Raw genomic sequence first — 22,892 nt, 5'->3', positions numbered from 1 at the left:
TCGATTGGAGAATACGGAATGTCTTCCTTGCTACGCGCCACCCTGATCACTCTCGCCCTATTGACCACCGCCGGTTGCACCAGCAAGCCGGTGCTCAACACCCAGCACGAACTGCCGGCCAACGCCCAGGTCGGCGAAGAAAAAATCAAGCAGGTCATCCTCAGCGCCCTGCAAAAACGCGACTGGACGGTACAACGCCTGAGCCCACAACTGGTGCAGGCCGAGATCACCGTCCGCAACCAGTACTACGCGGCCATCGACATCCGCTACACCCGCAACAGCTACGCCATCACCTACCGCGACAGCCGCGCCCTGGGCTACAAGGACGGCAAGATCCATCGCAACTACAACCGTTGGGTGAACAACCTGGACAGCGACATCATGGCCGGGCTGCGCAGCAACGGCGTGAGCGAGTCGGGCTCGGCGGCGCAGTTGTTTGAGCAGACGGGCACTACCAAATAACACTGGGGCCGCTCCCTGTGGGAGCTGGCTTGCCCGCGATGCAGACAACTCGGTTTTTCAGTCAGGCCGAGGTGATGCTATCGCAGGCAAGCCAGCTCCCACTTTGATCTGCTTCGTTTTGAATTGCGTATTGCTTACTGAACAGCCTTGCGCGTCAACAACTCCACAAACGCCGCTGCCATCGGCGTTTGCACGCCCTTGCGCTGCACCAGCCACACCGATGTCACCGCCTCCTCATCCAGCAACGTGCGATAGACCACGCCATCAATCCGGATGCGCTGGTAAGACGCTGGCAGCACCGACACCCCCAATCCTGCCGCCACCAGGCCGATGATGGTCATCGCCTCCCCTGCCTCCTGGGCAAAGTGCGGGCTGAAGCCGGCGTCACGGCACAGGTTCAGCAACTGCGCATAGAGACCGCTGCCGTAGCTGCGCGGGAAAAACACGAAGGGTTCCTCGGCCAACTGCGCCAGGTGCAAGCCGCGCTCGCTGCCTTGCGCCAACGGGTGACCGGCGCTCAGTACGGCCACCAGCGGTTCGCGCATCAACTCGATCACACTCAGGGAGTCCGGCAACGGCAGCGGGCGCATCAAGCCGACCTGGATCGACTCGTCCACCAGTGACTCGGCCACTTCGGTACTGCTCATTTCCTGCAGGTTCAGATGCACCGCCGGGAACGCCTGGCGGAAGGCAAAAATCGCCTGGGGAATGCTCGCGTTGAACGGCGCCGACGAGGTGAAGCCGATCTTCAATTCACCCAGTTCGCCCAACTGCGCACGCCTGGCCACATCGGCGGCCTTGTCGACCTGGGCCAACACCAATCGCGCCTCATGCAGGAACAAGCGGCCGGCCTCGCTCAGCTCGACCCGACGATTGGTACGCTCGAACAACCGCGCGCCTACCTCCTGCTCCAGTGCCTGGATCTGCTGGCTCAGCGGCGGTTGCGAGATGCCCAGCACCTGCGCGGCGCGGCCGAAATGCAGTTCTTCGGCGACGGCGATGAAGTACCGCAGATGTCGTAATTCCATGCCAGCCTCATTAGGTCGTAAAAGCTCTCAAACAGGTCGAACAATATATTGGAAAGAATCATTAGCCAGCTATATTCTTTTTTGCATGGCCGGTCCTGGCACGCTTCCCCTCCCCGAGGTCCCCGTGAATTCTGCTGTCGCTCCACTCGCTCAAGAAGTGCCACCCACTGCCCTGGATGAGGTGGTGGCCCAGTTCAATGACGCGTACATCGAAAAAGGCACGCCGATGTTCATGCGCACGGTACTGGCGCTGTTCTGCGGTGGTTTTGCCACGTTTGCCCTGCTGTATTGCGTGCAGCCGATGATGCCGGCGCTGTCCCATGAGTTCTCGATCAATGCCGCGCAGAGCAGCCTGATCCTGTCGGTGTCCACCGCGATGCTGGCCCTGGGTTTGCTGATCACCGGACCGATCTCCGACACCCTGGGGCGCAAGCCGGTGATGGTCGCCGCGCTGCTCTGTGCAGCAACGGCGACGATTGCCAGCGGCCTGATGCCGACGTGGGAAGGGATCCTCTTGATGCGCGCGTTGGTGGGTTTGTCCCTGAGCGGCCTGGCCGCCGTGGCGATGACCTACCTGAGCGAAGAGATCCACCCGCAGCACATCGGCTTGGCCATGGGCTTGTACATCGGTGGCAACGCGATTGGCGGCATGAGCGGGCGCCTGATCATCGGCGTGCTGATCGATTTCGTCAGCTGGCACACCGCGATGCTGATCATCGGCGCCCTGGCGCTGATCGCCGCCACGGTGTTCTGGAAGATCCTTCCCGAATCGCGCAACTTCCGCGCCAGCAGCCTCAGGCCGCGCAGCCTGCTGGATGGGTTCGTCATGCACTTCAAGGACGCGGGCCTGCCGTGGCTGTTTCTTGAAGCGTTTCTGCTGATGGGCGCATTCGTGACGATGTTCAACTACATCGGCTATCGCCTGTTGGCCGATCCCTACGACTTGAGCCAGGCCGTGGTCGGCCTGCTGTCGCTGGTGTACCTGTCGGGCATCTACAGTTCGGCGAAAATCGGCTCCCTGGCCGACCGCCTCGGCCGCCGCCGCATGCTGTGGGCCACCATCGTGCTGATGCTCAGCGGCATGCTCCTGACCCTGTTCTCCCCGTTGTGGCTGATCGTACCGGGCATGCTGATCTTCACCTTCGGCTTCTTCGGCGCCCACTCGGTGGCCAGCAGCTGGATCGGCCGCCGCGCGGTGAAGGCCAAGGGGCAGGCGTCATCGCTGTACCTGTTCTGCTATTACGCGGGGTCGAGCGTGGCGGGGACGGCGGGCGGGTTCTTCTGGCATTACGCCGAGTGGAATGGAATTGGCGGGTTTATCGTGGCGTTGTTGGTGGGGGCGTTGCTGGTGGCGTTGAAGTTGGCGAAGTTGCCGCCGTTGCAAGACGCAAAAAGCACGTAACACCTGTGCCTCTGGCAGTTCTGATGCCGCATCCAGGCATATCGAGCACTTCCGACCGCAAGAGCACTTCGCAGAGCTGGGGCTGGAGTACCAGAATCTTCACGCATCCTGCATCAGGGAAACCAAACGTGGCTCCCCACTGCATTGCGGACATGTCAAAGGCGACTGGTTTGACGAAGCCGAGCACATATCACCGATGGAGGAAGGCTGCGAGGAGCGCTTTCGCTACTTATTGACCGGAGAAATACAAGCAACCAACACCGATGATTCGCCAGCAGCAAAAATGATCGAAGTCCTGGCTTTGGACATCGCCTACCTGAACAACCGACGCCAGAGTGCCATTAAGCGTGTTTTTGCCCCGGATTTTGTAGCGCAGGCCACCGATGAGGACTTCAAAACCCTGACTAAGGCGCTGCGCGAAACAGCACTCGCTGATCAGCAAGCCTTCGATCACGTCGTTGCACGATTCGCTGAACAGACTCTGACATCCTGATCCCTACGTACGGCAGCGGCTGTCTTATCAAACGACATCCGCGCCATCACCCGCTTACCACGCGTTTCATGCAGCACCACCGCACCAATATGTGCGACCAGCATCAGCAACAACCCCACACACGACAGCACATGCACGCGGGTGTACCAGACAATGGCCGCCGGGTCACTTTCGAACGGGGCGATGGTGAACAGGTTAAATACGTTGATCGGCCGGTCCATCATCAGCACGCCCGTGGCCAGTACCACCGCCAGCATCAGGTACATGGCCTTGTGCACCAGCAGCGCCAGGTACTCCTGCGGCGTACGCTTGATGGAAAAATCCAGGCCGTGGCCAAACGAGCAATACAGCCGCATGACAAAGACCGGGATGTACAGGCTGGTCAACGACACGTTGAAAAAGCCGACCCACGCCTTGACCGGGGCGGGCACGGTAAACATCGCCACAACAAAGCCTGACAGCAGCGCCCACAGAATAATGACGGCCGATATCCAGTGCAGGAGCTTCTGGATCGTTGAATAGGGGGAAGTCTTCATCTCGAAATCACCTGACAAGCAACGCCAATCAATGGCGAGTGGAAGAGTCGGGTAGGATTTTTACCGAGGCGAACTACCTAGACTGTAGGAGAAATCCTAAAGAACCGAGATTACCCAGACAGTGCTGAACGGCGGCTGAAACGCAACGAGCCCCCCTTTGCAGGCAAAGGAGGGCTCGTGTCAGGCGGGGGTGTTTACTGGTGGTATTGCGCAGACAGTTCATGCACCGCCCGCAAGAACGCACCCGCATGCTCCGGGTTCACTTCCGGCGTGATGCCATGGCCGAGGTTGAACACGTGCCCGCTGCCCTTGCCGTAGCTGGCCAGGATGCGGCCGACTTCGGCACGGATCGCTTCCGGCTTGGCGTAGAGCACGGTCGGGTCCATGTTGCCTTGCAGCGCGACACGGTTGCCGACGCGCTGGCGGGCTTCACCGAGGTCGCAGGTCCAGTCCAGGCCGAGGGCGTCGGCACCGGCGTCGGCGATGCTTTCCAGCCACAGGCCGCCGCCCTTGGTGAACATGATCACCGGCACTTTGCGGCCTTCGTGTTCGCGGATCAGGCCGCTGACGATCTTGCGCATATAGGCCAGGGAGAACTCCTGGTACGCCGCCGCCGACAGGTTACCGCCCCACGTATCGAAGATCTGCACCGCTTGCGCGCCGGCCATGATCTGGCCGTTGAGGTAGGAGGTGACCGACTGTGCCAGCTTGTCCAGCAGCAGGTGCATGGCTTGCGGGTTGTCGTAGAGCATGGCCTTGGTCTTGCGGAAGTCTTTCGACGAACCGCCTTCGACCATATAGGTGGCCAGGGTCCAGGGGCTGCCGGAGAAGCCGATCAGCGGCACGCGGCCGTTGAGCTCGCGGCGGATGGTGCTGACGGCGTCCATCACGTAGCCAAGGTCTTTGTGCGGATCAGGGATCGGCAGGGCTTCGATGTCGGCCAGGGTGCTGACGACCTTCTTGAAACGCGGGCCTTCGCCGGTTTCGAAGTACAGGCCCTGGCCCATGGCATCAGGAATGGTGAGGATGTCGGAGAACAGGATCGCCGCGTCCAGTTGCGGGTAGCGGTCCAACGGCTGCATCGTGACTTCGCAGGCGAACTCCGGGTTCATGCACAGGCTCATGAAGTCACCGGCATTGGCGCGACTGGCGCGGTATTCCGGCAGGTAGCGACCGGCCTGGCGCATCATCCACACAGGGGTGACGTCCACGGGTTGCTTGAGCAGGGCACGAAGGAAACGGTCGTTCTTCAGGGCAGTCATGTCGGCATCCGCAAAAAAAGTGCGGGCATTTTCTCAGAGCCGGACGCAAAAGGCACGGAGTGAGCCGTGCCTTTTGTCTATCGGGTTGATTTGAAGCAATGTCTTGAACACGCTGAAACCAAATGTGGGAGCGGGCTTGCTCGCGAAAGCGGTGGGTCAGTCGACACATTTAGTGACTGATACTCCGCATTCGCGAGCAAGCCCGCTCCCACAGTTTGATCCCGTTTCAGCTCGGGATCGGGGTCAGACTTGCAGGTAATCCAGGATACCTTCGGCAGCATTGCGGCCTTCGAAGATCGCGGTTACCACCAGGTCAGAACCGCGCACCATGTCGCCACCGGCGAAGATCTTCGGGTTACTGGTCTGGTGCTTGTACTGGCCTTGTTCCGGGGCCACGACGCGGCCTTGGCTGTCGGTCTGGATCTGGAACTGTTCGAACCACGGCGCCGGGCTTGGACGGAAACCGAAGGCGATGACCACGGCGTCGGCCGGGATGATCTCTTCGGAACCCGGGATCGGCTCGGGGCTGCGACGGCCACGGGCGTCCGGTTCGCCGAGACGGGTCTCGACCACCTTCACGCCTTCGACGCGATCTTCACCGACAATCGCAATCGGCTGGCGGTTGTAGAGGAATTTCACGCCTTCTTCCTTGGCGTTCTTCACCTCTTTGCGCGAGCCGGGCATGTTGGCTTCGTCACGACGGTAGGCACAGGTCACCGACTTGGCGCCCTGGCGGATCGAGGTGCGGTTGCAGTCCATCGCGGTGTCACCACCGCCGAGTACCACGACCTTCTTGCCTTTCATGTCGACGAAGTCTTCCGGCGACTTTTCAAAGCCCAGGTTGCGATTGACGTTGGCGATGAGGAAGTCCAGCGCGTCATACACGCCCGGCAGGTCCTCACCGGCAAACCCGCCCTTCATGTAGGTATAGGTGCCCATGCCCATGAACACGGCATCGTATTCTTCGAGCAGTTGCTCCATGGTCACGTCTTTGCCGATTTCGGTATTGAGACGGAACTCGATACCCATGCCGGTGAACACTTCGCGACGGTGGCTCAGGACGGTTTTTTCCAGCTTGAACTCGGGGATACCGAAGGTCAGCAGGCCACCGATTTCCGGGTTCTTGTCGAACACCACCGGGGTCACGCCGCCACGCACCAGCACGTCGGCACAACCGAGGCCGGCAGGACCGGCGCCGATAATGGCGACGCGCTTGCCGGTCGGCTTGACCTTGGACATGTCCGGACGCCAGCCCATGGCGAACGCGGTGTCGGTGATGTACTTCTCCACCGAACCGATGGTCACCGCACCGAAGCCGTCGTTGAGGGTGCAGGCACCCTCGCACAGACGGTCCTGCGGGCACACCCGGCCGCAGACTTCCGGCAGGGTATTGGTCTGGTGCGACAGCTCGGCGGCGGCGAGGATGTTGCCCTCGGCCACCAACTTCAGCCAGTTGGGAATGAAGTTGTGCACCGGGCACTTCCATTCGCAATACGGGTTACCGCAACCCAGGCAGCGGTGGGCCTGGTCGGCCGAGTGCTGGGGTTTGAAGGGTTCGTAGATTTCCACGAACTCTTTCTTGCGTTGACGCAACAGTTTCTTCTTCGGATCTTTGCGCCCGACATCGATGAACTGGAAGTCGTTATTCAGACGTTCAGCCATGTTAAAACCTCATCAAACTCTTCAGGCGCATATCACTGCGGGTTGGCACGGATGCTGGAAAGCAACGATTTCAGGTTGGCAGCCTTGGGCTTGACCAGCCAGAAACGACGCAGGTAATCATCGAGGTTTTCGGCGAGGTTGCGGCCCCATTCGCTGCCGGTCTCCTCGACGTACTCGTCCAGCACGTGCTGCAAGTGGTTCCGGTAGGACTCCATGGCTTCGCCGCTGATCCGCTGGATCTCGACCAACTCGTGGTTGACCTTGTCGACGAAGGTGTTGTCCTGGTCGAGCACGTAGGCGAAACCGCCGGTCATGCCCGAACCGAAGTTGTAACCGGTCTTGCCCAGTACCGCGACAAAGCCCCCAGTCATGTACTCACAGCAGTGATCGCCGGTGCCTTCCACCACGGTGTGGGCACCGGAGTTACGTACGGCAAAACGCTCACCGGCGGTGCCGGCGGCGAACAGCTTGCCGCCGGTGGCGCCGTACAAGCAGGTGTTGCCGATGATGGCACTGTCCTGAGTCTTGTAGACGCTGCCTTTAGGCGGAACGATCACCAGCTTGCCGCCGGTCATGCCCTTGCCCACGTAGTCGTTGGCGTCGCCTTCCAGGTACATGTGCAGGCCACCGGCGTTCCACACGCCAAAGCTCTGGCCCGCAGTGCCCTTGAAGCGGAAATTGATCGGCGCCTTGGCCATGCCTTGGTTGCCGTGCTTGCGCGCGATTTCGCCGGAGATGCGCGCGCCGATGGAACGGTCGCAGTTGCAGATGTCCAGGGCGAATTCGCCACCGCTGGACTCCAGGATCGACGAGCCGGCGATCTCCACCATCTTCTCGGCCAGCAGGCCTTTGTCGAATGGCGGGTTGCGCTCGACACCGCAGAACTGCGGCTTGTCGGCCGGGATGTGATCGCTGCCGAGCAGCGGCGTCAGGTCCAGGTGATGTTGCTTGGCGGTCTGGCCCTGAAGGATTTCCAACAGATCGGTACGACCGATCAGCTCTTCGAGGGAGCGCACGCCCAGCTTGGCCAGCCACTCACGGGTCTCTTCGGCGACGTAGGTGAAGAAGTTCACCACCATGTCGACGGTGCCGATGTAGTGATCCTTGCGCAGCTTCTCGTTCTGAGTGGCGACGCCGGTGGCGCAGTTGTTCAGGTGGCAGATGCGCAGGTATTTGCAGCCCAGGGCAATCATTGGCGCGGTGCCGAAACCGAAGCTTTCGGCGCCGAGGATCGCCGCCTTGATCACGTCGAGGCCGGTTTTCAGGCCGCCGTCGGTTTGTACCCGAACCTTGCCACGCAGGTCGTTGCCGCGCAGGGTCTGGTGGGTTTCCGCCAGGCCGAGTTCCCACGGTGCACCGGCGTACTTGATCGAGGTCAGCGGCGATGCGCCGGTGCCGCCGTCATAACCGGAGATGGTGATCAGGTCGGCATAGGCCTTGGCCACACCGGCGGCGATGGTGCCCACTCCGGCTTCTGCTACCAGTTTCACCGAGACCAGGGCCTGCGGGTTGACTTGCTTGAGGTCGAAAATCAGCTGCGACAAGTCTTCGATCGAGTAGATGTCGTGGTGCGGCGGTGGCGAGATCAGGGTGACGCCCGGCACTGCGTAACGCAGCTTGGCGATCAGACCGTTGACCTTGCCGCCTGGCAGCTGGCCGCCTTCGCCGGGCTTGGCGCCCTGGGCGACCTTGATCTGCAGCACTTCGGCGTTGACCAGGTATTCCGGAGTCACGCCGAAACGGCCAGTCGCCACTTGCTTGATCTTCGAGCTCTTGATGGTGCCGTAGCGCGCCGGGTCCTCGCCGCCTTCGCCGGAGTTGGAACGCGCACCCAGGCGGTTCATGGCTTCGGCCAGGGCTTCGTGGGCCTCGGGCGACAGCGCGCCCAGGGAGATACCGGCAGAGTCAAAGCGCTTGAGGATCGATTCCAGCGGCTCGACTTCGCTGATGTCCATCGGCGTGTCCAGGGTCTTCACCTTGAACAGGTCGCGGATCATCGACACCGGGCGGTTGTCCACCAGGCTCGTGTATTCCTTGAACTTGGCGTAGTCGCCCTGCTGCACGGCGGCTTGCAGGGTGTTGACCACGTCCGGGTTGTACGCGTGGTATTCGCCACCGTGCACGAACTTGAGCAGGCCGCCTTGCTGGATCGGCTTGCGCGCGCTCCAGGCTTCGGCCGCGAGGGCTTTCTGCTCGGCTTCGATGTCGACGAAACGTGCACCCTTGATACGGCTTGGCACGCCACGGAAGCTCAACTCGCAGACTTCTTCGGACAGGCCGATGGCTTCGAACAGTTGCGCACCGCGATAGGACGTGACGGTGGAGATGCCCATCTTCGACAGGATCTTCAACAGGCCCTTGGTGATGCCCTTACGGTAGTTCTTGAACACCTCATAGAGGTCGCCCAGCACTTCACCCGCACGGATCAGGTCGCCCAGCACTTCGTACGCGAGGAACGGGTACACCGCCGAGGCGCCGAAGCCGATCAACACCGCAAAGTGATGCGGGTCGCGGGCAGTGGCCGTTTCGACAAGGATGTTGGAGTCGCAGCGCAGGCCTTTTTCGGTCAGGCGGTGGTGTACCGCGCCGGTGGCGAGCGAGGCGTGAATCGGCAGCTTGCCTGGGGCGATGTGGCGGTCGGTCAGCACGATCTGGGTGCGACCGGCGCGCACGGCTTCTTCGGCCTGGTCGGCGACGTTGCGCACCGCGGCTTCAAGGCCGAGGCTCTCGTCGTAGTTCAGGTCGATGATCTGGCGGTCGAAGCCCGGGCGGTCCAGGGTCATCAACGAACGCCACTTGGCCGGCGAGATCACAGGCGAGCTGAGGATCACACGGGAAGCGTGCTCAGGCGACTCCTGGAAGATGTTGCGCTCGGCACCGAGGCACACTTCCAAAGACATCACGATGGCTTCGCGCAGCGGGTCGATCGGTGGGTTGGTCACCTGGGCGAACTGCTGGCGGAAGTAGTCGTACGGCGTACGCACGCGCTGGGACAGCACGGCCATCGGCGTGTCATCGCCCATGGAGCCGACGGCCTCGTAGCCTTGCTCGCCGAGCGGACGCAGCACCTGGTCGCGCTCTTCGAACGTGACCTGGTACATCTTCATGTATTGCTTGAGCTGATCGACATCGTAGAACGCCGAACCGTGGTCGTTGTCTTCCATGGTCGCCTGAATGCGCAGGGCGTTCTTGCGCAGCCATTGCTTGTACGGGTGACGCGACTTCAAGCGGTTGTCGATGGCATCGGTGTCGAGGATCTGCCCGGTTTCGGTGTCCACGGCCAGGATCTGGCCAGGGCCGACGCGGCCTTTGGCGATGACGTCTTCGGGCTGGTAGTTCCACACGCCGATTTCCGACGCAAGGGTGATGAAACCGTTGGTGGTGGTGACCCAACGCGCCGGGCGCAGACCGTTACGATCGAGCAGGCACACCGCGTAGCGACCGTCGGTCATGACCACGCCGGCCGGGCCGTCCCACGGTTCCATGTGCATCGAGTTGTACTCGTAGAATGCACGCAGGTCCGGGTCCATGGTCTCGACGTTCTGCCACGCTGGCGGAATGATCATGCGCACGCCACGGAACAGGTCGATGCCGCCGGTGACCATCAGTTCGAGCATGTTGTCCATGCTGGAGGAGTCGGAACCCACGCGGTTGACCAGCGGGCCGAGCTCTTCGAGGTCCATCAGGTCGTTGGCGAACTTGGTGCGACGGGCCACGGCCCAGTTGCGGTTACCGGTGATGGTGTTGATCTCGCCGTTGTGGGCGAGGAAGCGGAATGGCTGGGCCAGCGGCCATTTCGGCAGGGTGTTGGTGGAGAAGCGCTGGTGGAACACGCAGATCGCGGTTTGCAGGCGCTCATCGCTCAGGTCTGGATAGAAGGCGGTGAGGTCCGCCGGCATCATCAGGCCTTTGTAGATAATGGTCTTGTGGGAAAAGCTGCAGATGTAGTGGTCGGCATCGGCGGCGTTGGCCACGGACGAACGACGACGGGAGGTAAACAGCTTGATCGCCATGTCCTGGTCGCTGAGGCCGTCGCCTGCGATGAACACTTGTTCGATCTGCGGCAGACGCTCGTTGGCCAGGCGGCCGAGTACGCTGGTGTCGATCGGCACTTTGCGCCAGCCGACCAGTTGCAGGCCGGCCGCGAGGATCTCGCGGTTCATGTTCTCGCGAGCGGCTTCGGCTTTTACCGGGTCCTGGTTGAAAAACACCATGCCCACGGCGTACTGCTTGGGCAGGTCGACCGCAAATTGCTCTTTGGCGACAGCGCGCAGGAACAGGTCGGGCTTTTGGATCAGCAAGCCGCAACCGTCACCGGTCTTGCCGTCGGCGTTGATCCCACCGCGGTGGGTCATGCAGGTCAGGGCCTCGATGGCCGTTTGCAAAAGGGTATGACTGGGCTCGCCCTGCATATGGGCTATCAGGCCGAAACCGCAGTTATCCTTGAATTCATCGGGTTGGTACAGACCTGCTTTCATAGACACTTTCTCACCAGGCTGCCTCTTATATCGAGGCAAATTTCTTTTCAATTCAACCGGTTACCTTCCACGCCGAACGTACGCCGGCTTAGCGGGGGCAAAAGGGAGGTCATTGTACACACCGACACAGACGCTCACAAATTTAGCGACGAAATGTCGCAAATCTATGTCGCATTTATGAAAGGTTTAAAGCGATATGCTGTGCTAGTCAAAACTTTTTTAATTCTGACCGCTACGACTCAAAAGCCACTGTGACGCAGACACCACAAAGCGCGCGGCCTGTGAGGGCAGCACGCACTTGCGGATATTTTTTGAGGTGCCGGGAGGGCGGCCTGGGTAAGGCCGCCGGATCTTCAGCGAGTTGCTGCCAGTTCTTGTTGAACGCTGGCGACAGTGCGAGGCCAAGGTTTACCAGCCTGAACCTTCGCTGGCAAGGATTTGATCGCAGAATCAGCGGCTGCACGGCTGGAGAAGTTGCCGTAGGTGATCACGTAGAGAGGCTTGCCGTTGAGCACTTTCTTGAAATAACGGTACTCGCCGCCCTGCTCTTTCACGAACGCCTGGGCGTTGGCTTCGGAGCTGGTGCCTAGGATCTGCACCACGAAGTTGCTCGCAGGCTGGCTGCCGTACCAACCGCTACCCGCTGCACCGGCCTTGGCGACGGTGACAGGCTTTTCAGCCGGCTTGGCGGCCGGAGCCGGGGTTGGCTTGGCGGCTGGCGCTGGCGCCGCGACAACCGGCTTGGTCACTGGCGTCGGCTTGGCTGTGGCGACGGTCGGTGCCGGTGCCGGCGTCGGCGTCGGCGTCGGCTTGGCAACTGCCGCTGGCTGGCCTGCCGGCACGCCCGCAGGTGGCGCGGTGGTGGTCACGGTTGGCGGTGTGGCGCTGGAGCCTTCCACCGGCACGCCGTCGTCGCCTTCGGAGATGCCGCCGGCTTCTTCGGCGAGCGGGCCGCGCATCACCGGCTGGCCGACCATCGGCAGGTTGGTTGGCTGGCCGGAGTTGGCGAATTCGACATTTGGCGTGGGCTTGCCCAGTGGCAACTGCGCCTGTTCGGTTGGCGCGCCAGCGGTGGTCGGGGCCTTGTTGCGGCCCGGGATCAACCAGGCGGCGGCGACGGCAACCACGACAACGGCGGAAATCGCCAATACGTGCTTCTTAGGCATAGTGAACCCCATCTTTGGACGCTTGACCGCAGAGCGGCTGGCAATCATGGCTTCGATCATCGCATCGCGGGCGACCTGGTTGATGGTGCCAGGCCAGCCGTCGGAGCTTTCGTGAATATCAGAGATCTGCTGGGCGGAGAAAAGTTCGATACCGGCCCCTGCGCCTTCCAGGCGTTGAGCCAGGTATTCGCGGGTTTCCTCTTCTTCGTACGGTTGCAATTCGATCACGTGGAACAGCTCTTGATCGCCACTGATCTGCTCCAGATCGGCGATCAACGACGACTCACCAAACAGGAACACGTGGGGACGGCCTTCCGGCGTGCCGGCTGCCAGCGCCAACAGCGCTTCCAGCGCGGATTCGTCAAGCTGCTCGGCGTCATCCACCAGCAAGTAGACTTCCTGGCCGGTCAGGCCCAATTGCACCACTTGCTTGAGGATCGCATTCGGCTCGGCGCTGGACACGTCCAGGGCCTGGGCCACCTGGCGCAGCACACCCGCCGCATCACCGGCCCCGCGAGCGGATACGACCACGCTCTGCACCGATTGCTTGTTGGTACTGGCCACCAGGGCCTGGCGCAGCAAGGTCTTGCCGCTGCCCAACGGGCCGGTGACCACCAGCAGCAACTGGCTGTAGCGCGCCAGGTGGTGCAGTTGCCCCAGCACTGGCTTGCGCTGGGCCGGGAAGAATTTGAAACCAGGCACCCGTGGAGCAAAAGGGTCGTGGCTTAACTGGTAATGGCCGAGGAACGCCTCGTCGGCATGCAAACTAGTCATCGGAATCTGGTTAACCTTTCAGCTGAGCCAGGGCGCGGTAATCCGCTCCCAGCGTGGCCTGTAGAATCTCTTTTGGATAATCGTCGGTCACCACCGCTTCGCCCATGCGGCGCAACAGCACCAGTCGTAGTCGACCGTCGATCACTTTCTTGTCTATCGCCATATGTTCGAGGAAGTCCGCCTCGGTCATTTCCTCAGGCGGAATGACCGGCAAACCGGCGCGCTGGAACAGGCGGATACCACGATCGCGCTCCTGGGCACTGATCCAGCCCAGGCGCTGCGACATGTCCAATGCCATTACTGTGCCAGCCGCTACGGCCTCCCCATGCAACCACACACCATAGCCCATGTGCGTTTCGATCGCATGGCCGAAGGTGTGGCCGAGGTTCAGGGTGGCCCGTACGCCGGACTCCCGTTCATCGGCATTCACCACCAGCGCCTTGGCGGCGCAGGAGCGGGAAATCGCTTCGGTGAGGGCGACCTGATCGAGGTTGCGCAGGGCGTCGACGTGCTCTTCCAGCCAGGCCAGGAACGGCTCATCGCAGATCAGCCCGTACTTGATGACTTCCGCCAGGCCCGCCGACAACTCGCGCGGCGGCAAGGTATTGAGGGTGGCGGTGTCGATCAGCACAGCCTGAGGCTGGTAGAACGCGCCAACCATATTCTTGCCCAGCGGATGGTTGATACCGGTCTTGCCGCCCACCGACGAGTCGACCTGGGACAGCAAGGTGGTCGGCACCTGGATAAAGTCCACGCCACGCTGGTAGCAGGCCGCCGCAAAGCCGGCCATGTCGCCGATCACACCGCCGCCCAGGGCGATCACGGTGGTGCGGCGGTCATGGCGCGCGGTGAGCAGGCCATCAAAGATCAGTTGCAGGGTTTCCCAGTTCTTGTGGGCTTCGCCGTCGGGCAGGATCACCGAGATCACCGAATACGCCGCAAGACTGCGGCTCAGACGCTCAAGATACAGCGGCGCGACCGTTTCGTTGGAGATGATCGCCACTTGCCGCCCGGCAATATGCGGTGCGAGCAACTCGGGCTGGTCCAGCAGACCTTCGCCAATATGGATCGGGTAGCTGCGCTCGCCTAGATCGACCTTAAGTGTCTGCATGTGTCCCCGCGTTAGAGATGTATTGACGACCGGCAACGTCGAGACTCGGCGTTGCCTGATGGCTCTACGCCACACCCCAGAGGGTGATGGCGCGCCGCCGAGAATAGCGCATTTCGGGCCTGGCTTTAACGGGGTGGCAGCCGTTGCAGGCGCTCAAGAATATCGAGGACCACCATCCGAGGTGGCCGCTCATCGGTTTCCACCACCAGATCGGCGATCTCCCGATACAGCGGATCGCGCAGCGCCAGCAGGTCCCGCAAGGTTTTTTCCGGGTTGGCCGTGCGCAGCAGCGGGCGATTGCGATCGCGGGCGGTGCGGCCAACCTGTTGCTCGACCGAGGCATGCAGGTAAACCACCCGACCACCGGCATGCAGTGCCCGACGGTTCTCTTCGCGCATGACTGCGCCACCGCCGGTGGCCAATACCACGCCGTCGAGGCCGCACAGCTCGGCGATCATCGCCTGCTCGCGGTCCCGAAAGCCCAGTTCGCCTTCCTTATCGAAGATCCATGGGATATTGGCACCCGTGCGCACTTCAATTTCCTTGTCGGAATCTTTGAATGGCAGGCGCAGCTCTTTGGCAAGCAAACGGCCGATGGTGCTTTTTCCAGCGCCCATCGGTCCTACAAGAATCAAATTTCGCACAGAATCAACGACTCACAGCAATCGCCTGGTTATTCATAATACGCGGAGTCAGGAATACCAGCAGCTCGGATTTTTTCTCCGCCAGCACATCGCGCCGGAAAAGGCGGCCAAGATACGGCACATCGCCCAAAAATGGCACTTTATCTACCACTTTGCTTTGGGTATTGGAGAAAACTCCGCCAATGACAATGGTCTCGCCATCCCGGACCAGCACCTTGGCGTTGACTTCGTTCTTCTTGATCGGCGGCACATCGTTGAGTTTATTCAGGTAGTCGGGCTCGTCCTTGGTGACCTTGACCTCCATGATCACGCGGTCATCCGGGGTGATCTGCGGGGTGACCTCCAGGGACAGCGAGGCCTCCTTGAACGACACCGATGTGGCGCCGCTGGAGCTCGATTCCTGGTACGGAATCTCGGTGCCCTTGAGGATGCGTGCGGTTTCCTTATCGGATGTAACCACCTTGGGCTGTGAGACGATTTCGCCGTTACCGGTTTTCTCCATGGCGGTCAGTTCCAGGTCCAGCAGCAGGTTGTCGGTGACGTAGGCCACGCCCAGCCCCGAGGTGCCGGTAATCGCCCCCAAATCGACAAACGGCGAGCTGGGCGGGCTTTCCGGCAGCTCCGCGCCTTCCGGCAACGGCTTGCGGATGCCCCCGCCCGCCCAGTTTCCACGATTGAGCCGTCCGCCCCAGCGCGCCCCGAGGCTTTTGTCGTAATCCACGTTGGCCTCGACAATCCGCGCTTCGATCATCACCTGGCGCACCGGAATATCCAGTTGCGCCACAATCCGCCGCAGCTCCTCCAGGCGCTCGCCGGTCTGGTAGGCAATGATGTTATTGGTGCGTTCATCCACCGCCACCGAGCCACGCTCATCGGTGACACCCTCAAACCCGCTCATCGACTGGAACAGTTTGGCCAGATCAGCGGCCTTGGCGTAGTTGACCTGCAACAGTTCCCGGCGCAGCGGCGCCAATTCGGCCATCTGCCGGCGCGATTCCAAACTCAGCAATTCACGCGCGGCCAACTCCTCGGCGGGTGCAACCAGCAAGGCACCGGCCTTGATCCGTTTATCCAGGCCTTTGGCTTGCAACACCAAGTCCAGCGCCTGGTCCCAGGGCACATCCTTGAGCCGCAGGGTAATCGAGCCTTGCACGTCGTCGCCGGCCACCAGGTTGAGGCCCGCCACATCGGCAATTTGCTGCAACACGGCGCGCAGCTCGACATTCTGGAAGTTGAGGTTGAGCTTGTCGCCAGCACCCGCCACCGGGGGCGGCAGGTGGATCAGGTCGACGCGATTGGGCACAGCAGCAGCCATCGGTGCCGTGAACGCTATCCATAGCGCCACACCGAAGGACAGGAAAGTCCTTTTCATTGGTTTTATTCCGTTATGAGTTGACGTTTAACGCGAGGGTTCGCGGGCGCTCCAACCAGTCACCCTGTTCATCGGGAAATAACTCGACCAGCTCGATATGCCCGGCGTAGATGGCGGTGATCCGACCGTGATGCGGCCCGAGGTAGTCGCCGACCGCCAGCCGATGCACTTCGGAAGCCGCACGCAGCAAGACAAAGGCCTGCATACCACGGGACAGGGTGCCGACCATTTCGAATTGATCGACCGCCAGCGCTTCGAGGATGCCCCGTGGCCGAGCAAGGTCCGGCGCTTGGGCCGGCCGACCACGGGTGCGGGTGACTTGAACCGCAAGGGGCTGGAAAGGATCGCGCAATCCCTGGGGGTCGTAGACAAAGGACGGGGCCTGCGCCACGTACTCACCCACCCCAGCGCTTTGCTGCGCGCGCCAATAAGTCCTGGCCAGCAGATCAAGGCGCAACAGCTTGCCGTCAGGCCGCAGGGCGAGGTCATGCACCGTGGTGATCCGCGACAGGCCGCCCAGGGCACTCACGAACCTTGCCAGGTCGTGAAAGGTCCCGCTGACGCCAATCTGCACCGGCTGCTCGATATAGAACGGACGCGCCTGCTCATCCAACGGCGTGATGCTTTCTACCAACAGACCATTGGCCAGCGCCAACCGCGCCGTGTCGTCAAGCAGACCGGGCATTGCGGACTCGCCGGGCAATTGCCGCCAACGCGCCTCGACCTGCTCGCGCAGCACCTGCAACTGCTGGGTACGCTGTTCAAGGCCGGCAGCCAGCACGCTTTTTTGCGCCAATTGCTGCTCAAGCGCCACGCCGTTCAGTTCAGCCTGGCGCAAACGGTCCTGTGACGCGTCGAGATACAGCCTATCGCCCACCAGCAGCACCAACCCTGCCAGCGCACAGCCTGACAAGAGCTTGCCTGCCAAAGGCCATGTTGCAGCGTTGTGATAGAGCGAGCCGACATCGAGCCTGACCCGGCTCATGGCTGAACCTCGCCTGGCGCTCCCTTGCGCACCATCAACTGGAATTCATTGTCGCCACGCACGCCTTCCGTTCGAACATGTTGCAAGCGGGTGGCGCTGGCACCTTGCGAGGCCTCCAGGCGGCGCATCAATTGGGCAATATCCTGGCTGGACTCGGCACTGCCACGGACACTCACCGCATCGCCCTTGGCCACCACCTCATGCAGGTGCACGCCATCAGGCACCGCGCGCGCCAACTGGTCCAACAGCTGGGCGCCGGACGAGCGAGCGTCGTGCAAGTCCTCGACCACCTTCATGCGCTGCGCCAATTGCCGGCCTTGCACGTGCAGGTCGTCGATGGTCTTGATGCGCGCATCCAGGACCGCAATGTCGCTATCGACGCGGCTATTGCGCGTGACCTGGCGGTCGATGGCTTGGTCGATCACTTGATTGGCCAGCCACACCGCTGCGAGCGCCACACCAGCGAATGCCAGCAGCAACATCAGGAAAAATTTGCGCCGCCGCTGCGCGAGTGCCTGGCGCCAGGGTAATAGGTTGATTCGTGTCATCAAGCGAAACTCCTCAGGGCCAACCCGCAAGCAACTCCCATTCCCTGGGCATCCATAGCCCATCGTTCGCCATCGACTTGATGGCTCGGCGTGAAGCTGGGGAAATCCTGAAGGCAAGCGCGCGCCAATGCAAACCGTTCTATGTCCACCACCCTCGGCATCAACCCAGCCAGGGCCAGGACCGCCGCGCGTGCCTCGACCTGTTCCCTGAGGCACGCCGCCAGCAGCACCTCGACGCGCATGGGGTCATGGGCACAAGGGCCCTGCACATAAAAGTCGAGCGCCATGTCATCCAGTGGATAGGGAATGTATTGATCCGCCTCCATCTGGATCTTCCAGCCCATCTCGTCGTCGCTGAGCCCAGCCTCCATTTCGATCACCTGCGTGATGACCGAAGGCCCCGCCACGGCAACGGCCGCGTACCTGGTCGATGTGTGCAGCCGCGACAACGCCTGGCGCAGCGCCTGCCCGGCAGCCGCAAGGTCGAGCACGGCGCCATCGACCACCACATGGGCCGGCAACGCCTGGATGACATAGCCTTGCACGCTGTAACCGCGAATTGAACGGCCCAGTTCGACCAGCTTGATCTCCTGATCATTAAGATCGACGCCCAGGACGCTGGCGACTTTTCGCCTGAAAAATCCCTTTTTCATAAAACTCCCCAAAACTTTCCCTGTCATACCGCCTGATTGCTGCCGCGCACCGTGCATTCGGTCGGCTTGTTTGAGAGGCGCGAATGACGCCCCAAGCCGAAAAATGCTTTAATGCGCAGCGTTTTTCCCCGCTTTTATCTGCAGCCCGGGTCGATCCATCGTTTGCCATGCATGCCCCGACGCCTAACCCATTCTTTTCTCTGGAAATCCAAAAGCCTTGATTCGTCTGCTGAAGTTTTTCGGGTACTCCATTGTCGCGATCGTCTGCGGGCTGCTGCTCGTACTCAGCGGGGCCTACCTCTACCTTAGTCCGGGTTTACCCTCCGTAGAGGCACTCAGAAGTATCCAGTTGCAGATTCCTTTGCGGGTCTACAGCAGCGATGAAAAGCTGATCGCGGAGTTCGGTGAAATGCGCCGCACCCCGATCCGTTTTGCCGATATTCCGCCCAATTTCATCAGCGCCTTGCTGTCGGCCGAAGACGACAATTTCGCCAACCACTACGGCGTCGACCCAAGCAGCCTGGTGCGTGCAGCCACGCAATTGGTAAAAAGCGGACACATTCAATCCGGCGGCAGCACCATCACCATGCAGGTGGCGAAGAACTTCTTCCTCACCAGCGAACGCAGTTTTTCGCGCAAGGCCACAGAGATCCTGCTGGCCTTGCAGATTGAACGCCAGTTGACCAAGGACGAGATCCTTGAGCTGTACGTCAACAAGATCTACCTGGGCAACCGTGCCTACGGCATCGAGGCGGCGTCGCAGGTCTACTACGGCAAGTCGATTCGTGATGCCAGCCTGGCGCAGATGGCGATGATCGCCGGCCTGCCCAAGGCGCCGTCGCGCTTCAACCCACTGGCCAACCCGGCGCGCAGCAAAGAGCGCCGCGACTGGATCCTGGGGCGCATGTACAAGCTGGGCAAGATCGACCAGCACGCCTACGAAACCGCCGTGGCCGAGCCGTTGAACGCCAGTTACCACGTGCCGACGCCGGAAGTGAACGCACCGTATATCGCCGAAATGGCCCGTGCCGAGATGGTCGGCCGGTATGGCAGCGAGGCCTACACCGAAGGTTTCCGCGTCACCACGACCGTTCCGAGCGACACCCAGGAAATCGCCAACAACGCCGTGCATTCCGGCCTGATCACCTACGACCAGCGCCACGGCTACCGCGGCCCCGAATCGCGTCTGCCGGGCAAGACCCTGAGCGCGTGGACCACCGAACTGGGCAAGCAGCGCGCAATCAGCGGCCTGGAGCCGGCCATCGTGACCCAGGTGAAGAAAGACGGCGTGCAGGTGCTGACCCGCACCGGCGAAGCCCATGTGTCGTGGGACAGCATGAAGTGGGCCCGCCCGTTCCTGAACACCAACAGCATGGGCCCGATGCCCAGGCAGCCGTCGGATGTGGCGCAGGTGGGCGATTTGATCCGCGTGCAACGCCAGAAGGACGATAGCCTCAAATTCAGCCAGGTGCCGGTCGCCCAGGGCGCGCTGGTCTCCCTGGACCCGCAGAACGGTGCGATCCGCGCCCTGGTCGGCGGCTTTGCCTTCGAGCAGAGCAACTACAACCGCGCCACCCAGGCCAAGCGCCAGCCGGGCTCGAGCTTCAAGCCGTTCATTTACAGCGCCGCGCTGGATAACGGCTACACAGCCGCCAGCCTGGTCAACGATGCCCCGATCGTGTTTGTCGACGAGTACCTGGACAAGGTCTGGCGTCCGAAGAACGACACTAACACCTTCCTCGGCCCGATCCGTATCCGCGAGGCGCTGTACAAGTCGCGCAACCTGGTATCGATCCGCCTGCTGCAAGCGATGGGCGTCGGCAAGACCATCGACTACATGACGCGCTTTGGCTTCAACAAGTCGGACCTGCCGCCGAACCTGTCCCTGGCCCTGGGCACCGCGACCCTCACGCCAATGGAAATCGCCACCGGCTGGAGCACCTTTGCCAACGGCGGCTACAAGATCACGCCGTACCTGATCGACAAGATCGAAAGCCGCAATGGCGACACCCTGTTCACCGCCAACCCACCACGGGTGCCGGGTGATGTGGTCAACGGCATCGCCGCCACGGACGGCCTGGCCGCGCCGAGCAACGGCGGTATCACCATCGAACCGACGCCAGGCGCCACGCCGGCCGCCAACGCCGCCATACCTGCCGAGCCACAGGCGCCGGCAGTGGCCGAACGGATTGTGGATGGTCGCACCACCTACATCCTCAACAGCATCCTTGAAGATGTGATCAAGAAAGGCACCGGCCGCCGTGCCCTGGCCCTCGGCCGTGCGGACATCGCAGGCAAGACCGGCACCACCAACGACTCCAAGGACGCCTGGTTCTCCGGCTACAACGGCGACTACGTGACCACCGTATGGACCGGCTACGACCAGCCGGAAAGCCTCGGCCGTCGCGAATTCGGCGGCACCGTCGCGCTGCCGATCTGGATGAGCTACATGGGCGCTGCCTTGAAGGACAAGCCGTTGCATACCCAGCCGGAGCCGGAAGGCATTCTCAGCCTGCGGATCGATCCGGTCAGTGGCCGCGCCGCCTCGCCAAGCACGCCGAATGCGTACTTCGAACTGTTCAAGAGCGAAGACACGCCGCCGTCGGTCAATGAACTGGGCAATGGTGTGGTGCCAGGCAGCCCGCTGCCTGCAGACGAGGCGGCGCCGATCGATCTGTTCTGATGCAGATCCAGTGTGGCAGCTGGCTTCTGTGGGAGCTGGCCCCACATTTAGATCTGTGCAAGGCTCAAACAAATCACCACACAGCAAAAAGCCCCGACTCGCGAGAGCCGGGGCTTTTTGTTGGTGCGCTACAACGGCTTAGCCGTTGAACACATCATCCACGCTTTGCAGCGGGTAGTTCTTCGGATACGGCAGGGTGGCCACACCGGTCTCGATGGCGGCTTTGGCCACGGCATCGGAGATCAGGGTGATCAGGCGCTTGTCCATTGGCTTCGGAATGATGTACTCACGACCGAATTCCAGCTTGGCGCCGCCGTAGGCGTCGCATACGTCCTGAGGCACCGGCAGCTTGGCCAGTTCGCGCAGGGCGTTAGCGGCAGCCACTTTCATCTCTTCGTTGATGCGCTTGGCGCGAACGTCCAAGGCGCCACGGAAGATGAACGGGAAGCCCAGTACGTTGTTGACCTGGTTCGGGTAGTCCGAACGGCCGGTAGCCATGATCACGTCGTTACGGGTGGCGTGAGCCAGTTCCGGCGCGATCTCTGGGTCCGGGTTGGAGCAGGCGAACACGATCGGGTTGGCCGCCATGGACTTCAGGCCTTCGGCGCTCAGCAGGTTCGGGCCGGACAGGCCGACGAACACGTCTGCACCGTCAAGGGCATCAGCCAGGGTGCGCTTGGAGGACGGGTGGGCAAACATCGCCTTGTACTGGTTCAGGTCGGTGCGCTCGGACTGGATCACGCCCTTGCTGTCGACCATGTAGATGTTTTCCAGCTTGGCGCCCATGCTCACGATCAGCTTCATGCACGAGATAGCTGCCGCACCGGCGCCCAGGCAGACGATCTTGGCGTCAGCCAGGGTCTTGCCGGCGATTTCCAGGGCGTTGATCATGCCGGCCGCGGTAACGATCGCGGTGCCGTGCTGGTCATCGTGGAATACCGGAATGTCGCACTGTTCGATCAGGGCCTTTTCGATCTCGAAGCACTCAGGTGCCTTGATGTCTTCCAGGTTGATGCCACCGAAAGTGATGGAAATGCGCTTTACGGTGTCGATGAAAGCCTGCGGGCTCTCGGAATCGACTTCGATGTCGAAAACGTCAATGCCGGCAAAGCGCTTGAACAGCACGCCCTTGCCTTCCATGACCGGCTTGGAAGCCAATGGGCCAAGGTTGCCCAGGCCCAGAATCGCGGTGCCATCGGAAATCACTGCAACGAGGTTGCCTTTGCCGGTGTACTTGTACGCCAGCTCAGGGTCGCGTGCGATTTCACGTACGGGCTCGGCCACGCCAGGGCTGTAGGCCAGCGACAGGTCGCGGGCGGTGGCGGTGGCTTTGGTGAGCTCTACACTCAGCTTTCCTGGACGAGGATGGGCATGATATTCGAGAGCGGCAGTTTTCAAATCAGACATATCGGCATTCCGCTTTTACTGTTGGTCGACGGACCGCCGAGGATACGCGTGTCGTAAAGTCCCTACAAGACTGGGTAGTCACCGGTGTCAAGGCCCCAAACCGACGTACTTTGGTCTAAGGCCACGGGATACAAGGGCTCAACTGTTCACAATCGCCTAAAAAAATGTCTACAATTTTTTATTAATGCATCAATTAAATGCGATTCTCTCAAATTCCAGGCACAAA

15 protein-coding genes and 2 pseudogenes are annotated in these 22,892 nt (G+C 61.5%); 4 read left to right on the top strand and 13 right to left on the bottom strand.

What is annotated here, in order from left to right:
* The first annotated feature begins 18 nt into the window (after positions 1 to 18).
* Positions 19 to 462, top strand: coding sequence for a hypothetical protein (locus LIY36_RS09760; RefSeq protein ID WP_226455545.1), 444 nt, complete (start codon positions 19 to 21; stop codon positions 460 to 462).
* 134 nt (positions 463 to 596) lie between these two features.
* Here the strand turns inward: LIY36_RS09760 and LIY36_RS09755 are convergent, their stop codons facing one another.
* On the bottom strand, positions 597 to 1,490 hold the full coding sequence (locus tag LIY36_RS09755; protein WP_226455544.1) for a LysR family transcriptional regulator: 894 nt from the start codon (positions 1,488 to 1,490) through the stop codon (positions 597 to 599).
* Positions 1,491 to 1,647: 157 nt separating this feature from the next.
* On the opposite strand from LIY36_RS09755, the gene LIY36_RS09750 reads away from it, so the two are divergent.
* Together LIY36_RS09750 and LIY36_RS09745 are read left to right on the top strand one after the other, a co-directional pair.
* On the top strand, positions 1,648 to 2,892 hold the full coding sequence (locus tag LIY36_RS09750; RefSeq protein ID WP_442962214.1) for an MFS transporter: 1,245 nt from the start codon (positions 1,648 to 1,650) through the stop codon (positions 2,890 to 2,892).
* A 31-nt stretch (positions 2,893 to 2,923) separates the two neighbouring features.
* Positions 2,924 to 3,385 (top strand): annotated as a pseudogene (locus tag LIY36_RS09745) (retron system putative HNH endonuclease); the annotation flags it as partial.
* Here the strand turns inward: LIY36_RS09745 and LIY36_RS09740 are convergent.
* The 11 genes and pseudogenes from LIY36_RS09740 to pilM all read right to left on the bottom strand — a co-directional run bounded on the left by LIY36_RS09740 (position 3,343) and on the right by pilM (position 18,576).
* Positions 3,343 to 3,921, bottom strand: a complete 579-nt coding sequence (locus LIY36_RS09740) for a cytochrome b/b6 domain-containing protein (RefSeq protein WP_226455542.1) — start codon at positions 3,919 to 3,921, stop codon at positions 3,343 to 3,345. The pseudogene LIY36_RS09745 and the gene LIY36_RS09740 overlap by 43 nt on opposite strands.
* 194 nt (positions 3,922 to 4,115) lie before the next feature.
* Positions 4,116 to 5,183, bottom strand: coding sequence for a uroporphyrinogen decarboxylase (gene hemE / locus LIY36_RS09735; protein ID WP_192298336.1), 1,068 nt, complete (start codon positions 5,181 to 5,183; stop codon positions 4,116 to 4,118).
* Positions 5,184 to 5,426: 243 nt separating this feature from the next.
* Positions 5,427 to 6,845: an FAD-dependent oxidoreductase gene (locus tag LIY36_RS09730; RefSeq protein WP_088423072.1), complete on the bottom strand. Its 1,419-nt coding sequence runs from the start codon at positions 6,843 to 6,845 to the stop codon at positions 5,427 to 5,429.
* A gap of 32 nt (positions 6,846 to 6,877) precedes the next feature.
* Positions 6,878 to 11,323, bottom strand: a complete 4,446-nt coding sequence (gene gltB / locus LIY36_RS09725; protein WP_226455541.1) for a glutamate synthase large subunit — start codon at positions 11,321 to 11,323, stop codon at positions 6,878 to 6,880.
* Between the two features lie 353 nt (positions 11,324 to 11,676).
* A complete protein-coding gene (locus LIY36_RS09720; RefSeq protein ID WP_226455540.1) occupies positions 11,677 to 13,263 on the bottom strand; it encodes an SPOR domain-containing protein in 1,587 nt (528 codons plus the stop codon).
* Between the two features lie 10 nt (positions 13,264 to 13,273).
* The gene (aroB, locus tag LIY36_RS09715) at positions 13,274 to 14,374 is read right to left on the bottom strand and encodes a 3-dehydroquinate synthase (protein WP_192298340.1); all 1,101 of its coding nucleotides are present in this window, start codon (positions 14,372 to 14,374) and stop codon (positions 13,274 to 13,276) included.
* Between the two features lie 125 nt (positions 14,375 to 14,499).
* The gene (gene aroK, locus LIY36_RS09710) at positions 14,500 to 15,018 is read right to left on the bottom strand and encodes a shikimate kinase AroK (protein ID WP_192298341.1); all 519 of its coding nucleotides are present in this window, start codon (positions 15,016 to 15,018) and stop codon (positions 14,500 to 14,502) included.
* A 4-nt stretch (positions 15,019 to 15,022) separates the two neighbouring features.
* Positions 15,023 to 16,279: pseudogene (locus LIY36_RS09705) on the bottom strand (type IV pilus secretin PilQ); the annotation flags it as partial.
* A gap of 124 nt (positions 16,280 to 16,403) precedes the next feature.
* Positions 16,404 to 17,375 carry a pilus assembly protein PilP gene (locus tag LIY36_RS09700; RefSeq protein ID WP_226455539.1) on the bottom strand — a complete coding sequence of 324 codons (972 nt, stop codon included), beginning with the start codon at positions 17,373 to 17,375 and terminating at the stop codon, positions 16,404 to 16,406.
* A complete protein-coding gene (locus LIY36_RS09695) occupies positions 17,372 to 17,923 on the bottom strand; it encodes a PilN domain-containing protein (protein ID WP_192298343.1) in 552 nt (183 codons plus the stop codon). Before LIY36_RS09695 ends, LIY36_RS09700 begins: the two co-directional genes overlap by 4 nt.
* Positions 17,923 to 18,576: a type IV pilus biogenesis protein PilM gene (pilM, locus tag LIY36_RS09690; protein WP_226455538.1), complete on the bottom strand. Its 654-nt coding sequence runs from the start codon at positions 18,574 to 18,576 to the stop codon at positions 17,923 to 17,925. The genes LIY36_RS09695 and pilM overlap by 1 nt, the downstream gene beginning before the upstream one ends.
* A 220-nt stretch (positions 18,577 to 18,796) precedes the next feature.
* Between pilM and LIY36_RS09685 the strand changes: the two genes are divergently transcribed.
* Complete coding sequence (locus LIY36_RS09685) at positions 18,797 to 21,259, top strand: penicillin-binding protein 1A (protein ID WP_442962213.1); 2,463 nt, start codon at positions 18,797 to 18,799, stop codon at positions 21,257 to 21,259.
* A gap of 138 nt (positions 21,260 to 21,397) precedes the next feature.
* On the opposite strand, the gene LIY36_RS09680 is transcribed toward LIY36_RS09685, so the two are convergent.
* On the bottom strand, positions 21,398 to 22,666 hold the full coding sequence (locus LIY36_RS09680; RefSeq protein ID WP_192298346.1) for a malic enzyme-like NAD(P)-binding protein: 1,269 nt from the start codon (positions 22,664 to 22,666) through the stop codon (positions 21,398 to 21,400).
* Between the last annotated feature and the right edge of the window lie 226 nt (positions 22,667 to 22,892).

Origin of the sequence: Pseudomonas sp. AF03-9, from assembly GCF_020515815.1 — a bacterium.
Lineage (GTDB): Bacteria > Pseudomonadota > Gammaproteobacteria > Pseudomonadales > Pseudomonadaceae > Aquipseudomonas.
Note: the sequence above shows the minus strand (reverse complement) of the source record. Positions and strands in the feature narration are given on the sequence as shown.

Bases quoted from the DNA above. Each gene is read 5' to 3' on its own strand.
- LIY36_RS09760 (WP_226455545.1), top strand. From the start codon at position 19: ATGTCTTCCTTGCTACGCGCCACCCTGATCACTCTCGCCCTATTGACC.
- LIY36_RS09755 (WP_226455544.1), bottom strand. From the start codon at position 1,490: ATGGAATTACGACATCTGCGGTACTTCATCGCCGTCGCCGAAGAACTG.
- LIY36_RS09740 (WP_226455542.1), bottom strand. From the start codon at position 3,921: ATGAAGACTTCCCCCTATTCAACGATCCAGAAGCTCCTGCACTGGATA.
- hemE (WP_192298336.1), bottom strand. From the start codon at position 5,183: ATGACTGCCCTGAAGAACGACCGTTTCCTTCGTGCCCTGCTCAAGCAA.
- LIY36_RS09730 (WP_088423072.1), bottom strand. From the start codon at position 6,845: ATGGCTGAACGTCTGAATAACGACTTCCAGTTCATCGATGTCGGGCGC.
- gltB (WP_226455541.1), bottom strand. From the start codon at position 11,323: ATGAAAGCAGGTCTGTACCAACCCGATGAATTCAAGGATAACTGCGGT.
- LIY36_RS09720 (WP_226455540.1), bottom strand. From the start codon at position 13,263: ATGACTAGTTTGCATGCCGACGAGGCGTTCCTCGGCCATTACCAGTTA.
- aroB (WP_192298340.1), bottom strand. From the start codon at position 14,374: ATGCAGACACTTAAGGTCGATCTAGGCGAGCGCAGCTACCCGATCCAT.
- LIY36_RS09700 (WP_226455539.1), bottom strand. From the start codon at position 17,375: ATGAGCCGGGTCAGGCTCGATGTCGGCTCGCTCTATCACAACGCTGCA.
- LIY36_RS09695 (WP_192298343.1), bottom strand. From the start codon at position 17,923: ATGACACGAATCAACCTATTACCCTGGCGCCAGGCACTCGCGCAGCGG.
- pilM (WP_226455538.1), bottom strand. From the start codon at position 18,576: ATGAAAAAGGGATTTTTCAGGCGAAAAGTCGCCAGCGTCCTGGGCGTC.
- LIY36_RS09680 (WP_192298346.1), bottom strand. From the start codon at position 22,666: ATGTCTGATTTGAAAACTGCCGCTCTCGAATATCATGCCCATCCTCGT.